The sequence below is a fragment of the Streptosporangium subroseum genome (assembly GCF_900188345.1).
Classification (GTDB): Bacteria; Actinomycetota; Actinomycetes; order Streptosporangiales; family Streptosporangiaceae; genus Streptosporangium; species Streptosporangium subroseum.
In genome coordinates this window covers 178789-194335 of sequence record NZ_FZOD01000014.1, presented here as the reverse complement: position 1 = coordinate 194335, position 15547 = coordinate 178789, and the positions used below count along the sequence as shown (strand labels likewise).

General features: G+C 69.4%; 11 protein-coding genes. 4 read left to right on the top strand and 7 right to left on the bottom strand.

The genetic code is table 11. From position 1 onward, the window contains the following. A partial coding sequence (locus CHC08_RS17145; RefSeq protein WP_089208304.1) for a fibronectin type III domain-containing protein occupies window positions 1-1681 on the top strand: 1681 nt, incomplete at its 5' end. Window positions 1682-1834: 153 nt separating this feature from the next. Here the strand turns inward: CHC08_RS17145 and CHC08_RS17140 are convergent. Further along, on the bottom strand, window positions 1835-2419 hold the full coding sequence (locus CHC08_RS17140; protein WP_179282079.1) for a helix-turn-helix domain-containing protein: 585 nt from the start codon (window positions 2417-2419) through the stop codon (window positions 1835-1837). Between the two features lie 67 nt (window positions 2420-2486). On the opposite strand from CHC08_RS17140, the gene CHC08_RS17135 reads away from it, so the two are divergent. Both CHC08_RS17135 and CHC08_RS17130 read left to right on the top strand, forming a co-directional pair. Continuing rightward, window positions 2487-3254, top strand: a complete 768-nt coding sequence (locus tag CHC08_RS17135) for an AzlC family ABC transporter permease (RefSeq protein WP_089208303.1) — start codon at window positions 2487-2489, stop codon at window positions 3252-3254. Next, window positions 3254-3562 (top strand): AzlD domain-containing protein, encoded by a 309-nt coding sequence (locus tag CHC08_RS17130; RefSeq protein ID WP_179282078.1) that lies wholly within the window; start codon window positions 3254-3256, stop codon window positions 3560-3562. Before CHC08_RS17135 ends, CHC08_RS17130 begins: the two co-directional genes overlap by 1 nt. Before the next feature lie 172 nt (window positions 3563-3734). Here the strand turns inward: CHC08_RS17130 and lepB are convergent, their stop codons facing one another. Both lepB and CHC08_RS17120 read right to left on the bottom strand, forming a co-directional pair. After that, a complete protein-coding gene (lepB, locus tag CHC08_RS17125; protein ID WP_089208274.1) occupies window positions 3735-4622 on the bottom strand; it encodes a signal peptidase I in 888 nt (295 codons plus the stop codon). Window positions 4623-4641: 19 nt separating this feature from the next. Further along, window positions 4642-6042 carry a phosphotransferase gene (locus tag CHC08_RS17120; protein ID WP_143653243.1) on the bottom strand — a complete coding sequence of 467 codons (1401 nt, stop codon included), beginning with the start codon at window positions 6040-6042 and terminating at the stop codon, window positions 4642-4644. Window positions 6043-6277: 235 nt separating this feature from the next. Here CHC08_RS17120 and CHC08_RS17115 point away from each other — a divergent pair, with 235 nt between their 5' ends. After that, the gene (locus tag CHC08_RS17115; RefSeq protein WP_089208272.1) at window positions 6278-6664 is read left to right on the top strand and encodes an ArsR/SmtB family transcription factor; all 387 of its coding nucleotides are present in this window, start codon (window positions 6278-6280) and stop codon (window positions 6662-6664) included. 115 nt (window positions 6665-6779) lie between these two features. Here CHC08_RS17115 and CHC08_RS17110 read toward each other — a convergent pair whose 3' ends face one another. Genes CHC08_RS17110 through CHC08_RS17095 form a run of 4 tightly spaced genes read right to left on the bottom strand, consistent with a single transcriptional unit; the run spans window position 6780 to window position 14276 of the window. Beyond that, window positions 6780-8075: a proton-conducting transporter transmembrane domain-containing protein gene (locus tag CHC08_RS17110; RefSeq protein WP_089208271.1), complete on the bottom strand. Its 1296-nt coding sequence runs from the start codon at window positions 8073-8075 to the stop codon at window positions 6780-6782. Beyond that, window positions 8072-9475 (bottom strand): proton-conducting transporter transmembrane domain-containing protein, encoded by a 1404-nt coding sequence (locus CHC08_RS17105; RefSeq protein ID WP_218825339.1) that lies wholly within the window; start codon window positions 9473-9475, stop codon window positions 8072-8074. Before CHC08_RS17105 ends, CHC08_RS17110 begins: the two co-directional genes overlap by 4 nt. Beyond that, window positions 9472-12657: a YbcC family protein gene (locus CHC08_RS17100; RefSeq protein ID WP_089208270.1), complete on the bottom strand. Its 3186-nt coding sequence runs from the start codon at window positions 12655-12657 to the stop codon at window positions 9472-9474. The genes CHC08_RS17105 and CHC08_RS17100 overlap by 4 nt, the downstream gene beginning before the upstream one ends. Continuing rightward, the gene (locus CHC08_RS17095; RefSeq protein ID WP_089208269.1) at window positions 12654-14276 is read right to left on the bottom strand and encodes a SulP family inorganic anion transporter; all 1623 of its coding nucleotides are present in this window, start codon (window positions 14274-14276) and stop codon (window positions 12654-12656) included. The genes CHC08_RS17100 and CHC08_RS17095 overlap by 4 nt, the downstream gene beginning before the upstream one ends. Window positions 14277-15547: the final 1271 nt, after the last annotated feature.

The following is a 15547-nucleotide window of genomic DNA, read 5'->3' as shown; positions in this document are numbered from 1 at the left end:
CATCGTGGCCTGGCCCGACATGCGCGAATACACCCACACCTACCCCACCGCCTACGCCAACCTCAACAACGGCCAGCCCGCCACCCTGTTCTCCTCCTACGACCAGCAAACCGTCGACACCCACTTCCGCTGGATGCGCGAAAACAACATCGACACCGCCGCCCTGCAACGCTTCAACCCGATGGGCGGCGAAGGCCCCACCCGTGATGCCATGGCCACCAAGGTCCGCACCGCCGCCGAAGCCAACGGCCGCAAGTTCTACATCATGTACGACGTCACCGACTGGACCACCATGCAGTCGGAGATCAAAACCGACTGGACCACCAAAATGAAGGCGCTGACCGCATCGCCGGCCTACGCCCTGCAAAACGGCAAACCCGTGGTCGGCATCTGGGGCTTCGGCTTTAACGACCCCAAACGCCCCTGGGCCCCCGCCCCCTGCCTGGAGGTCGTCAACTGGTTCAAAGCCCAAGGCTGCTACGTGATGGGCGGCGTGCCCACCCACTGGCGCTCCGGCAACGAAGATTCGCGCCCCGGGTTTTTGGACGTCTACCACGCCTTCAACATGATCTCCCCCTGGATGGTCGGCCGGATCGGCAATATCGCCGACACCGACCGCTTTTTCGCCAACGTCAACACCGCCGACCAGGCCGACTGCGCCGCACACGGCATCGACTACCAGCCCTGCGTGCTGCCCGGTGATGTGACCGGCAACCAGCGCGCCCACGGCGACTTCATGTGGCGGCAGTTCTACAACATGGTCAGAGTCGGCGCGGCCGGCATCTACATTTCCATGTTCGATGAGTTCAATGAGGGCAACCAGATCGCCAAGACCGCCGAAACCCTGGCCGGTGTCCCGGCCAATTCCGGGATGCGGGCGCTGGATGCCGACGGCACCGCGTGTTCGTCGGATTATTATCTGCGGCTGACCGGTGATGGCGGGCGGATGCTCAAGGGGCAGATCCCGCTGACGGCGACCCGCCCCACCCCACCCATGATCACCAGTGGTGACAGGCAGGCGCCCAGCGTGCCGGGCAACCTCACCGTGACGGCGAAGACGGCCACCAGTGTGACGCTCTCGTGGACCGCCTCCACCGACAACGTGGGAGTGACCGGCTACCAGGTGCTCCGTAACGGCACCGCCGTGGCGACCGCGCCCAACACCCCCTACACGGTGACCGGCCTGACCCCGGCCACGGCCTACACCTTCACCGTCACCGCCCGCGACGCCGCCGGCAACACCTCGGCCGCCTCCAATGCCGTGAGCGTGACCACCGCCACGGCGCCGGCCTCCTCGGTGATCGCCCTGCGCTCCCGGGCCAACAGCCGCTACGTCAGCGCCGCCAACGGCTCAGCGTTGATCGCGAACGGGACGTCCGTCGGCGCCGCGCAGCAGTTCGAACGCGTCGATCTGGGCAACGGCAACGTGGCGCTGAGGGCGAAGGTCAACAACATGTACGTGTGCGCCGAAGGCGCGGGAGCACAGCCATTGATCGCCAACCGGGCCACGGCCGGCGCCTGGGAGACCTTCCAGGTGATCACCAATCCCAACGGCTCGGTCAGCCTCCGGGCCCAGGTCAACTCCCAGTACGTGTGCGCTGACGGCGGTGGGGCCCAGCCGCTGATCGCCAACCGCACCGCGATCGGCCCGTGGGAGCAGTTCGACCTCGTCGCCGGCTGAGCACCGGTATCCGCGTCCGAGTTCGACCCCGTCGCCGACCGAACACGGTCGTCCGCGCCGGGCGAGCCGACAGGCTCGCCCGGCGCCCCGTCGACCGCGGTGAACAGCGGATCCGCCGGCGACACGAGCGACCGGCGCCCCTGACCTGACGCCTCAGATGTGCTCCATGATGATCACCGCGGTGGTGTCCGGTTCGAGGGTCTTGAAGATGTGCGGCACGTCACCGGGATAGGCCACGTAGTCACCCGGGCCGAGTTCGACCGGCTCCTGGACCGGGCCGACCAGCGCCCGGCCGGAGCCGATCACGATGTGCTCCGTCGTGCCGGACATGTGCGGGTCGGAGGTCCGGGGCTCGCCCGGCTGCGTCGCTATCCGGTAGATGTCTCGCCGCGCCTGGGGCGGGCAGGAGGCCAGCAGCGTGGCCGCGTAGTCGGCCCGCTCGGAGTAGGTGACCGGCCCCTCGCCGGCGCGGACCACCCGCACGTTCGGCCGCGGCGGGTCGACCAACCGGCTGAACGGCACACCGAGCGCGGCGCCGAGTCCCCACAGGGTCTCCACGCTCGGATTGCCCGCACCCGATTCCAGCTGGGACAGCGTGGACTTGGCGATGCCCGCCCGCTTGGCCAGTTCGGTCAGGGAGAGGCCCGCACGGTCGCGCTCCCGGCGGACGGACGCCGCGATCAGCGCGATCAGGTCGTGAGAGGACCCGTCGCCCTCGCCCCGTGAGTCGTCTTCCATGCGTTCGCTCCAGACGTCGATTCGTTCGATTTGACGAACCCTGACCGATATGTTCATTCTAATGGACATGTATTCGTTATGGCGAACGCTTGATCGCGACACGCGTCGCGACATCGCCCTGGTCTGTCTCGCCGACGCGATCGTCGGCGCCTCCTTCGGCGCGATCGCCGTGTCCGGCGGCATGCGTCCGTGGGTGCCGGTCGTCATGTCCCTGCTGATCTTCGCCGGTGGCGCCCAGTTCGCCGCGGTGGGCGTGGTGCTCGCCGGCGGCAGCCCGGTCGCCGCCGTGGTGGCCGGACTGGTGCTCAACGCCCGCCTCCTGCCCTTCGGCTTCACCGTCGCCGACGTGCTTGACGGCCGCTGGTGGACCCGGCTGCTGGGCGCGCACGTGATGATCGACGAATCCGTGGCCTTCGCGCTGCGCCAGCGCGACCGGCAGCGGCGCCGCGCCGCGTTCTGGGCCTGCGGCCTCGGCTTGTTCGTGGTCTGGAACCTCGCCGTCGTTCTCGGCGCACTGGCCGGCGGGGTCATCGGCGACACCGGCGCCCTCGGTCTCGACGCCGCCTTCCCCACCGTGCTGCTGGCCCTGGTGCTGCCCTCGCTGACCGGTCGCGGCACGCGCAACGCGGCCCTGCTCGGTGCGGTCGTCGCGGTCGCGGCCACGCCGTTCCTGCCCGCCGGCCTGCCGGTACTGCTCGCGCTGGCCGGGCTCGTCCTGGCCGGCCGGTCCGCCACCGCGACAGAGACCACCGCGACAGAGACCACCGCGTCAGAGACCACCGCGTCAGAGACCACCTCGACGACACAGACCGGCTCGACCCGGGAGGCGCACTGATGTCCCTGCTCGCCATCGTCCTGCTGGCCGCCGGAACCTACGCGTTCCGGCTGGTCGGCCCGGTGTTCCAGCATCGGCTGCAGATTCCGGACCGCATGCAACGGCTGCTGTCCGTCGCCGCGGTCGTGCTGCTGGTCGCCCTGGTGGCCACCGCCGCGCTCACCGAGGGGCACGGCTTCGCCGGCTGGGCCAGGCCGTCCGGTGTGCTGGTCGGCGGGGTTCTCGCGATCCGGCGTGCGCCGTTCCCGCTGGTGGTCATCGCGGCCGCCGCGACCACGGCGGTGCTCCGGTTGTGTGGTGTGCCGTGATCCGGCCCGGAGGTTCCGAGCCGGCCGGGCAGGCCATCCCCGGTCGCCGTCTGGACGACGACCGGTCTCGCGTCGCGGTCGAGGAGATCCTGGCCGACGACCACGGCGACCTCTTCAACGGGCAATCCGGGGAAGCCGGGAGAGAGCTCCGCGGGAGAACGCGGCTCCGCGCCTACGGTGGCGGCGCGTGCAGCGCGGGCTGTCCGAAGGTGTCGGGGATGGACAGCGTGGTGGCTCGCGAGAACGGCCAGACGATGACAAAGGCCCGGCCGAGCACCTCGTCGATGGGAATCGTCCCGCCTCCGGCGTCGCTGCGATGCATCCGGGAGTCGTAGGAGACCGAGCGATGATCGCCCATCACCCAGAGGCGACCCTTCGGCACCGTGACGGTGAACTCCTTGTCCGAGGGGACATCGCCCGGGTAGAGATAGCTCTTCTCGTCCAGCGGGACGCCGTTGACGGTGACCCGTCCGGTGGCGTCACAGCACTTCACGACGTCGCCGGGAACTCCGATGACCCGCTTGATGTAGTCCTTCTCCCCCGGAACGACGCCGAAGGCCACGCCGACCCAGCGGGCGAAAGCCGTGACGGGGTTGGACGGTTCCTCGACCTGGACCTCGGGGTCCCAGGACTCGACTCCGGAGAAGACCACCACGTCGCCCCGCTCGATGTCACGGACGCGGTAGACGAGTTTGTTGACGAGCACCCGGTCGTTGACGAGGAGGGTGTTCTCCATCGACTCCGACGGGATGTAGAACGCCTGAATCACGAAGGTCTTGATCACGAGCGCCAGGACGAGCGCGGTGATGACAAGGACCGGCATCTCTTTCCAGAACGACCCTCGCTTTCCCTTCCCCTCTGCGGCAGGTTGCTGCGCCTCTTCTGTGACCACGCCTACCCCATCCCCGACAGGCCGCCCCTGGATGCGCCCGTGATCTTCATTGTTGCCGCTTATCACTGAAGAGCCTAGTCCCGAACTCTCGTGATCTACGCGCAGTCGGTCGGGTTGACGCTCCGGTCGGCCTGACAATTCTGATGTCACGCCGGCCGGGTGAGGCATGTGGTCCGGAATGCCGGGATCAGCGGGCCGCCAGGTTCAGGCCGATGTCAGCGAGGTAGCGGGTCAGCGACAGGCGCTGAGCCAGGGTCTCCCGGAGCTCGGCGGTGACCGGCTCCGTCAGCCGTTCGAAGGGGACGACCATGAAGCAGCTGCGGACGACCATGGAGGCGTCAAAACCGTAGGTGATGTCGGCCGGGTCGGCGTCGTACCCCTCGTCAAGGAGGCCGGCGCGGTAGGCGGGAATCAGCGCGGCGTGGATCGGGGGGAGGTCCTGCGGGCGCAACGTGCCGAAGTCGGTGAGACCGACGAGGAGCTGTCCGAGGTCGAAGCCGATCGGGTGCGGATGCTGCCAGGAGATGTCGATCGCGACGAAGGTGTCCGGAGCGTCGGCGGGGACCAGGAGGTTCTGCGGGCAGGCGTCGCCGTGCCCGACGGTCTGGGGAAGCGCGTCGAGCCGGTCGAGAATGTCTGGCACCCGTGCGGCCAGCGTGAGCAGATCGGCGCGCAGCATGGGATCGGCGGCGCCGGCCACCAGCGGGTGTGCCCACAGTTCGTCGTCCCTCAGTCGAGGGAAGGCCATGTTGGTGAGGGGGCCGGCGAGTAACTCGCGCAGGAAGCTTCCGGTTCTGGCACCCATCTCGGCCGAGGTGGCGTCACCGCGTCTGCGGCCCGCCCAGCGCCCGAGCAGCCGGGCCGCCCGGATGAACCGTTCGAGGTCCCAGGGGGTGTCGGTGGGTGTGATGTCCTCAAGCCACATGGCCAGCCGGTCGTCGCCGAGGTCGTCGACGCGCAGGAGCCGGGGGGTGCGCAGTCCCGGCGGCAGCCGGTCGGCCAGGTCGGAACGGAGGATGTCCGCCTCGTCCCGCCAGGGGAAGGTGTCGATGATGCCCTGCCGGAGCTCGGGAGGGACCATGTCGATGAGCGGCCAGTGTCGTGGGGATTGGAGGATCTTCACGAAGATCGACCATGGTTCCTCCCCGTGGGTGGTGCCGCGGATTCGCAGCAGCGCGCCCGTCGCGATCGAGCGGGCCTCGTAGCCGGCGGACAGGACCGTCCAGTCCTTCGGGCGTGCGGGATGGCCGAGGACGTCGCTCACCACCGCCACGAGGACCTCGTCGAGAAACTCCGCGGAACCGAGCAGCGAGGACACCGCAGGCTCGGCGGCCGCTTCCTCGACGGGCCTCGCGGGCGCACCCGCCGGTTTTGCGTTCATGGGGATCTCCGTGTTTGTCATGGTCGTACGGGGGGTGAGCGACCGGTCGGACCACGTGTGCCGGACCTCGTACACCTGGTCGGTCTCGAGCGTGACGGGACGCGGGCCGCGTACCGCGGCGCTGTGCTCCGGTGCGAGCCTGGCGTCCTCCTCGGTCTCCCACGGGGAGAGCCCCGTGCCGCCTCGCCCGGCAAAGACCGCATCCATGCTCAGCACCATAGGTCGACGAGCATGAAAGCCGCTTGGGATGACCACAACGTGCTCGCCTCATCGCCCGGGGAACGCCTGACTCATCCCCTCCTGTCCGGACAGAAACCCCCGGGCCCACCGCCGGGAGAGGTGATCGGCCGTCGCCCGCGCCGTTCTGTGTCCGCGCGTTGACGGACGATCCGGCATCGCCCGTTCGCCGTTCTTAAAACATCGAACGACGTATCATGACCCCATGAAGCACCCGCAGCAGCATCCCGATCTCGACCAGATGAAGCTCACAGAGGTGATGGCGGCGCTCAGTGATCCCATTCGGGTAGGGCTGGTCCGCCTGCTGTCCGACGGTGTGGAGCGCGGGTGGGGAGAGCTGCGGGCTCCGGTGGCCAAGTCGACCCTGAGCCACCATCTGCGGGTCCTGCGGAACGCGGGGATCACCCGCACCCGCGAGGAGGGGACGCGCTGCTTCGTCACCCTCCGTCGCGCCGACTTCGACACCCGCTTCCCCCACCTCATGGACGCGGTGCTGGACGCGGCCGGCAGTGAGGACGTGGGACACCACGTCGGGCTGGCGTCGGCGGAAAAGCTCTCCGGCGTCCGCGCCGGAGAGGAGGTCAACGCCTAGGATCCCTGGTTGGCGGGCTCCGGCCTCTCATGTCGGGAATCGTGCTGGTCCTTGCGTCTCACGGGACCCGTCCCGGTCCTTTTCCTGACGCAGGACCTGCCGGTGGACGGGCAGATCACGGAATCACAGGAAGAGCGGCGCCGATCAGCAGCGTGCCGACGACGATTGTGAGCGCGTACGCCTCAAGCGGGGCGAGATCACCCTCTCCGGAATGCGAGCGGCTGCCCGCGAACAGGGTGAGGAAGCACCGCATCACCGTCATCCCGTTCATGGCGACGGCCCCGATCGGCGCGAGCCAGAGCAGCGGAAACTCGACGACCGAGCTGTGAACCAGCAGATGCACGCCCGCGAATCCCAGGGACAGCGGAAATCCGGCCGCGGCGAGCCCGCACAGAAGGAACGCGACGGCCAGCCGCGGGGTCCGGGAGAAGTTTCCGCCGGGCGTCGCCAGCGACAGCGTGCCCCGGCGCGCTTCCAGCGCGGCGAGGGCCATGGCGAAACCTGACAGTGCGAGCGCCGACGCCTGCCAGGTCAGCACCGCGCCGGACGCCGCGAGCGGCGAATCACCGCCGAGCCCGAATGTGATCAGTCCGGTCTGGCTCATCATCAGGAAGGCCAGCGCCCGTCTGGCCCCGTTCTGCACCACCGCGAACACCGCGGCCACGACGGCGGTCAGGCCGCCGAGCAGGGCGACCTCGTGCGCGAACGACGCGGGCAGCCGCGTGGACAGCAGTTCGAGCTGGGTGAGCATGCCGATGGGCGCGGCGCCGAACACGACCACCACGCCCATCGGAGCCCGCTCAACGAATCGTGGATACCACCCGTGTACGGGCACGACCGCGAACCGGATCACGATCCCCAGTACGACGAGGACCGTTCCCACCTCCCGCGAACCGGTCGCCGTCAGGACGGTGCCCGCGCAGAAGAGCAGAACGCTGGGCACGTGATACACGGCGAACAGGCGGTCGAGCCCGTCGTCACCGTCGCGCCGGCGGAGTTCGGCCCACACCAGCCAGGCCGAGAGCGACCACAGCACGGCGGCCGATCCCCCGTGCCGGACGGCCAGGAAACCACAGGAGATCGCCAGCAACCGCAGGACCCCGGCCAGGGTCGCCGGTGGGTGGGAGGCGAGCGGGCTCATCGCGACCACCAGCAGGCCGACCACGCAGGTCACGGTGACGACGTGCCGGGCGGGGCCGTCCGGCACGGCCACCACGACCAGGCCCCCTATCCGCCCGCCCGTGAACGGGGCGAACCGCTGCGTCAGGGAGAGCCCGATCGACAGCGCCGTGGCCGCCGTGGCGCAGGCCACCGCGGTACGGCGCGCGGCCCGCCGATCGGTGATCCGGGCGACGACGAAGGACACGGACAAAAACAGGATCGCCACCGGCAGCGGGACCAGTGCGATCATGACTCCTGGCCCTTCCGCCGCGTGCCCGGCGATCCGCCGTGGCCGGCGGTCACCGCCTCGCGCCGATCCGCGAGGCCGGTACGGGCCGGGGCCCGGCCGGCACTCAGCCGCTGCGCCCACCGGTCATCCAGCGAGTCCGCCCGCCGGACCAGGCGTACGAACCCCCCGATCACGTGGTCCCGCAGCCAGGCGTCGAAGTAGCCTCGTTCCAGCGCGTACCGGTACAGCCACCCCTGCGCCGGCCCGGGGACCAGGCGCTCCAGGTGCGCTCCGGTGCGGGGCAGCGGCCGGTTCATCGCCCGCTCGAGGTGGTGGTAGTCGTGGATCAGGCTGGGCGACCGCAGGATCTGGACGCTGCGCAATCCCGCGTGCGCGACCAGGTGTGCCAGCGCGAGATAGCGCAGACCGAGCCCGATCTCGACCAGGATCAATCCGACCTGGGTCATCGAGGCGTAGGCCAGCGCGCTCTTGATGTCCGTCTGGACGCGTCCCACCAGGGCGACGTGAACCACGGTCAGCGCACCCACGACGCCGATCGCGATCCGCACGGCAGGTGCTCCCGCCCAGATCGACTCCGTGCGCAGCAGCAGGTACGGGCCCAGGCTGACGGAGATCGCGCCGTAGAAGATGGCACTCGACGGCGTCGGCCCCTCCATGGCGCGGGGTAGCCATCCGCCCAGGGGCACCTGCGCGGCCTTGCCCATCGACGCCCATAGCAGCAGGACTCCGATCAGGACCGCGTTCCCCGTGGCGGCGGGCGCCGCGAACCCCGCCGTGCCACCTGCGGTGGACGTGCCGGTGGTGTGGTGCAGCCACACCACGGCCGCGAGCAGCCCCACATCGCAGGCCCGATAGGTCAGGAACGCTCGCAGGGCGTGCTCCACCGGTTTCCTCCGCTCGTGGAAAAACGAGATCAGCAGCGCGGAGGTCAGGCCGGCGAGCTCCCACCCCACGAAGAGAAGGTCGAGGTCACCCGCCAGAGCGACGACTTCGACACCGGCGCCGAACAGGGTGAGAAGCAGGTAGAACCGGAGGTAGCCCGGTTCCCTGTGCAGGTACCGCTGCGAGAAAACGCCGATGATGCATGCCAGGAGCGCCGTGAGAACGGCGAAGGAGATCGACAGCCGGTCGCCCACGAGCAGCAGGTCGAACCTGTACTCCCCCGGGCTGGACCAGGTGCCCGCCGATACCGTCAGAACCCGCTCTCCGCCGCACGCCATGACGCCGGCGAGCACGAGCGCGGACACCGTCGCGAGCCCGAAGGCCAGCGTGACGACCGTTGAGATGGTCCGCTCGGCCCATCTCCGGCCCCACCACGCGAGGACCGCGAGAACCAGGAACGCGCCGAGGGGCAGTCCGGTGATCGCGATCAGGAGATACCGGTGCACGGCGGCGCTCACGGCAGCTCCTGGATTCGCACCGCGCGCCTCGCGAGCTCGCCGGCACTCGCACGCCCGTTCCCCGCACCGCTCGCACCGGAGGAGGCCGTTTCGGAGAAGGAGGCCGCACCGGAGGAGAGGGTTTCAGAGGGGGCCGCTTCGGAGGAAGCCACCGGACCGGAGGAGGCCACCGCATCGGAGGGAACCGCTTCGGAGGAGACCGCTTCGGACGCGGTCATCACGTGGGCGCAGCCCAGATGCCCGCGCTTGCCCGCGTAGAACTGCGCGGAACGGCCCACGACTGGAAACTCGGTGATCTCCGGGGTGTGCGGCTGGAACGCGTTGTGGCGGAAAACGTGCATCGCGCCGGAGCCGGGGCTCCACGCCACCAGCTGGATCCAGCCGTTCACCACGAGCCGGCTCAGAGCGGGATGCTCGCGCAGGATCGCCGCCAGGCGCTCCGGCTCCGCCTCGACGATCAGCAGCAGCCGTACCGGCTCGTGGATCTCGACCATCTGCCAGGGAAGTCCGGTCCGCAGGTCGGAGGCGTGCCCGTCCATCACCCCGAGCAGGCCGACGATGTTGTGGGGAAGCTTCGTCCCGCATCCGTAGCCGGCCGGATCCACGTAACTGAAGTAGTACTCGAGGTTGATGCCGGCGCAGACCGGTCCGGCCGCGAGGAGCAGGTTGGTCAGCAGCTCCCCCGTGGGGTCGCCGTCCGGGTCGTAGGAGACGAGGAAGGCCCGCCGGTCGAGGAAGAGCCCGCGGGTTCGCGAGCGCCGTCCCACCACGCACGCCGCGTTCGTGGCGTGTCCGTACTCGGGCCGGGGCTGCCCGAGGTCGACGGTGCGGGTTTCGACGTGGGTGAGCGCGCCGCTGAGTGGAAGGTCCGCGGGCGCGGACTCGAACCGGCGGGACCGCTCGTGCGCGGCCAGGACGCACGCGGCGGCCACGGCCCGCTTCGCCCGGTCGGCCGTCGGGCGGCACCGCTCCGGTATCAGGTCCTCGTCGTAGTAGGTCATCGAGTCGTCGCAGGTGTTGTGGTACGCGCCCAGGAACCACGCGCTCTCCGGCACGTCGATCCCCCGGTCGCGGAGTCCCGCGCGTACCGCCGCGTGGTTGGCCATGACGGCGAACGCGCGCGCGTTCGGGCCGCCGCGTCCGCCGCCGGTGGCGCCGCAGTCGTGCGCCGACTCGTGCGGGTTGTTGAGGCTGGACGAGCCGTGCCCGACGATCAGCACCAGAGAACGCGGGTTCAGCCCCATCGTCCGCAGGGCGGCCGACACCAGGTCGACCATCTCCGGCACGGAGTATCCCCGGAGCAGGCCGTCGCCGTGCTCCTCGGCCGAGGTCCGTTCGACGGCGAGGCGGGTGACGGGACCGGCGTCGGCGCCGTGCTGGAGACGGCGGAGGCAGCGGTGGAATCGGAGGGGAAACAGGCAGCGGCCGATCAGGGAGAAGAAGGAGGTGAACCCGACGCCGAACGTGACCGCACTCCCCCGCGCGACGGTCCTGCCGCCCACCGCGATCAGCCGGCTCCAGGCACCCCTCCGGCGGCGTGCGACCGTGTGCCGGCGGGACCGTACGGTGTTCGCCGCACCCACCGCCTCCTCCACGACCAGGTGCCGGGACGTGACGCCGACCGGGCACAGCGGGCGGGCGCGCACCTCGTCCAGCCCCCGGTAGGTCATGGCGACTCCGAAGAAACCGGCGTACCCGAAGGTCTCCACCTGCGGAAAGTGCTCCTCCAGGTGCCGTCGCAAGGACTCCTCCCGCTCGTCGATGCAGAACACGGCCTGAAACCGCGAACGCGGCGACGGCCGCGTCGCGACCCGCTGATGCGCGGCGAGCGCGTCGAGCACCCCGACCCGGTGGCGGCGCTCGTACGCGAGGTGCAGCAGGCGGCGCCGTTCGATCGCGTCGCACGACCTGACCGCTCCCAGCCAGGCCGTCGCGTGATGGGCGTCGGCGAGCACCGCCGTGTCGACCGGCATCACCTGGGCCAGGACGAACGCCTCGTACACCAGCTCCAGGCTGACCTCCGCCGGGGCGGCCGTCGCCTCGCCGTGGGCGGAGAGCCGGTCGAGGTCGGCGAACGTGGCGTGCCCGCCGAGGTGCTCCGCCACCGCGTGCCGTGCCGCGTACACGTCGAGGATGAGCTGCACGGCCAGGTAGTCGATCAGCCGTGCGGGATGCGCCTCGACCGGCGAGCGATCGGGCCGATGCTCGAACTGGCGCATCATGCCCGCCCATCCGCGCAGCGACAGCAGGGTCGCCTGGATCGTGTCCGCCCAGTCGCGTTCGGGGAGGTCCAGCTCGGTGAGGGCCCATACGACGGTCCGCTCGGCCGTCCAGGACTCCGCCTCCTGCCGCCTCAGCTCGGCGCCCAGACCCCGGAGAAACCGGTCGGGCGGACCGCCGGGGCGGCCGTAGAGCCGGCGGAAGGCGCCGAGGAAGCCCCTATGTCGTCCCGGCATCGGCCAGTAGGCGATTCCCTGGTCCAGGAACGCCGCCGAGAGCCGGATCAACAGCGGATGGACGAGCTCGTCGGGATCCAGGCCGGTGACGGCGAGGATCTGGTCACGTCGGCGCGGCGTCGAGCGCTCGACGACCTGTACGCGGGGCGCCATCTTTTCGAGGTGGCTCCAGAGCCGGCCCAGCAACTGTTCCTGGAGTGCCCGCGCGGCCGGTTCGGGCGCCGTGGGCCCGGTCCAGTCCCGCCGGGCCTGTCGCAGCAGCTCGGTCCGCCGCCGCGTGCTCAGGCGAGCGGTGAACCGGACCCTCTGGTCCGTCTCCTGGAGCAGCAGGCTCAGCGCGGGGCCCCGCGGAACCTCGAGCAGGAACCGGAGCCGGATGGCATGGAACTGACGGCGTGTCGGGCCGCCCGGCACGAGGGGGACGTCATCGTCGGCGGCCATCGGCTCGATGACCGCGTCGAGATCCTCCTGCTGGATCCGCCCCGAGTCGACGCAGCTGTGGAAGGCGGCCTCGCTTTGGAACGGTTCGGTGCCGAACAACCGCGCCGCGTGAACGACGGCGTCGTCGAAGGGGAGGTGCTCGAAAGCGTGCAGGGTGTTGTGGTGGACGAACGCCTGCAGGGGCGGCTGCTCGGGTAACAATCTCGCCGCCCGGGCCACCAGGTCGGGTATGTCCGTCCGCCGGTCCTCGGTGGTCTCTCTCATCGGGCGCGCGGTGGCTTTCATGCCCGCCTCCTGCGTCGGGTGGCCTGCGGATGGGGTGAGACGGGCCGGAGCCGGTCGAGCCCGAGGAAGGTGAGGGTGGCGGTGGGCCACTGCCTGGCCATCGCGTCCATCCCGGCCAGGAAGGTGTGGTCGACCACGGCGGCGTTCTCGACGTCGATGACGATCTCGCTTATGTCTCCACCCGCGCTGTTCACCGCGCGTCGTACGGGCAGCAGGGCGGGGAAGACCGCGGCGCCGGGGATGCGGATGTGCAGTACGGAGCCGGTGCGGGTGGCCTGCGCGCGGGGGTGGAAGAAGGCGGGGACGGGCACCCCGCGGAGCAGGTGCAGGACAAATTTGAGGACAAGCCCGGCCCCGACGCCCATGAGCAGGTCGGTGGCGAGCGTGACGAGCAGGGTGGTCAGGAACAGGGCGAGCTGGTCGAGACCTATTTTTCCGACGTGAAGGAGTTCGCGGGGCGAGGCGAGCCGGGTGCCGGTGTACACGAGCATGGCGGCCAGGACGGCCAGGGGGATGGTCTGGAGGAGGCCGGGGACGAGCGTGACGAACAGCAGCAGGAAGGCGCCGTGAAAGAAGTTGGACCAGCGGGAGGTGGCGCCCGCGTCGATGTTGGCTCTGCTCCGGACGATCTCGGAGATCATCGGCAGTCCGCCGACCAGGGAGGAGAGGAGGTTGCCGCCGCCGACGGCGAGCAGGTCGCGGTTGAGGTCGGAGGGCCGCTTCCGAGGAGCGATGGAGTCGACCGCGAGCACCGTGAGGGTGGACTCGATGGTGCCGACCAGGGCGAACATCGCCACGTACTTCAGCGACGCCATCGTGAGGATCATGGAGAAGTCGGGGAAGGCGACGGCGTCGAGCAGGGTGTCGGGGAGCCGGACGAGATACTCCGGGCCAAGGTGGTAGGTCGTGGACAGGAACCGGTAGTCGTGCGGGTGGTCGAGGTGGAACCACAGGTCGATGGGCACGGTCACGGCGAGCACGATCAGCGGGGCGGGCACGGCACGAGCCCACCCGGCGCGGATCAGGGGCAGGCCGAACAGGATCAGCAGGGACAGCGCGCCCAGTAGCAGGATGCGGGGATTGGCGTGGACGAGACTGTGGGGGATCTCGGCGAGCAGGCCGAAAGGGCGTTCGGCCTGAGGTTTGACGCCCAGCACGACGTGCGCCTGTTTGGCGATGATGATGACCCCGATCGCGGCGAGCATGCCGTGCACGATCGAGGGGGGCATGGCCACCCCGGCGGTGGCCACGCGGCACAGGGCGAAGATGATCTGTATACCCGCGGCGACGACACCGACGGCCAGCGCCCGCCGGTATCCGATGGCGAGGTCGCCCTGGCCGAGTTCCTGGACCGCGCCCAGCGCGATCACGATCAGGCCGGCGGCCGGACCCTTGATGGTCAACCGCGCGCCGCCGAGCAGGCCGGCCAGCGTGCCGCCGATGATCGCCGTCAGAATGCCGGTGACCGGCGGGAACCCGCTCGCCAAGGCGATTCCCAGACACAGCGGGAGCGCGATGAGAAAAACCAGGAATCCGGACTTCAGATCTGCTGCGGGAGAAGCGCTACGGCGCGGGGTCGATAAATCGTTATGGATCTTCAGATCGTCTCGTTCGAGCATCGGCATGATCCTCACGGGTGCATGGGCGGTCCACTCCGGCCGGATTCGGTCGGAGGCGGTGCGGACGAGGAACGCCGGGAAAAAGGCGTTCGGTACGCACGGGTGGACCGCGGGCCGTGCCCGCTCTTGGATTGGCCCCGGACGACCTGGTGCGATGGACCACGACGACCGCGCCCGGTGCGGGGCGATGGAACCTGTTCGTTCCGACATCCGAAAGATCGTCTATCTCATCTGAAAGGCCGTCTTCAAACGCGCACGGTTCGTCGTTGAGAATCGAGACGAAGTGCGGACCGGCCGCCAGGGCCATTCCGGGCATCGCACCGCCGGCACCGAACCGGCGGAACGGGTCCTCAGGACCGAGCTGAGCGCTCGTGATCTCGCAGCGGGCGGGAATCGCCCTCGACGCGCAACCCTCCGGTGCGGCGTCCGGCACCTTGACCGGTCCGTTCCGCGTCTCCGTCTCTTCCGCACCGGCCCGTGGCGCCGTATCCGAACCGTTGACACCGGTCCGGGACGCCGAGGACGGAGCCTCCGAACGAGGAAGCGCCTCCCGGAGCACTCCGGAGGCAAGGACGTCCGCACGGACGGTGGATTCGGCCTCGGCCTCGGGGCGCGTGCTCCCGGTGGCCAGCAGGGCCACCGCCATAACGCTCGCCAGCGCCGCTCCCACCGCGCGACGCAACGTTCCGCGCCTGCGGTTCGAAAGGGCCCTGGTGATCCGGAGAGACGGAGATTCTTCAGGTGATGGCATCATTCTGGCTCCAGGCCAAAAAATCCTGGCGGGGGCGGGATAAAGCCCGGCGATTGATTCGGAAATCAAAAAGATCAATATTCGTGAAGCGTGATCGATTTTTGTATCCGCTTCCGTACTTCCCGGGCGACTTCCCGCCGGCCGCAGAGATTCGGCAGACGCTCGCCTTACTCCATCTACCCTCGATGTAACTTTCCGCAAACAGCGCAGCCCGATAACAATGAAGCGTTATCGAAGAGTTACGAAAATCCACTTACTCGTTGAGCTTTTCATGGCATTTAACCAAGCATTTGTGACAAACGCGCCGACAGGATCATGAAAAATCCATTTTTATAGGTAGACGTCTAGATTTGTCAGCATTCTTCTATACGGTGATTTTTGATCAGCGGGCTTTCCGTCGCTCGGTCCGCAGGCGGACGCGGGCGGGAATCCGGGGTCACGGTCCCGGCGGAACCGCACCGCCCCCACGGGCGGCGCACCGGGCAGGCGCAAGGTCGTCGATCACGGTGACACTCCTGCC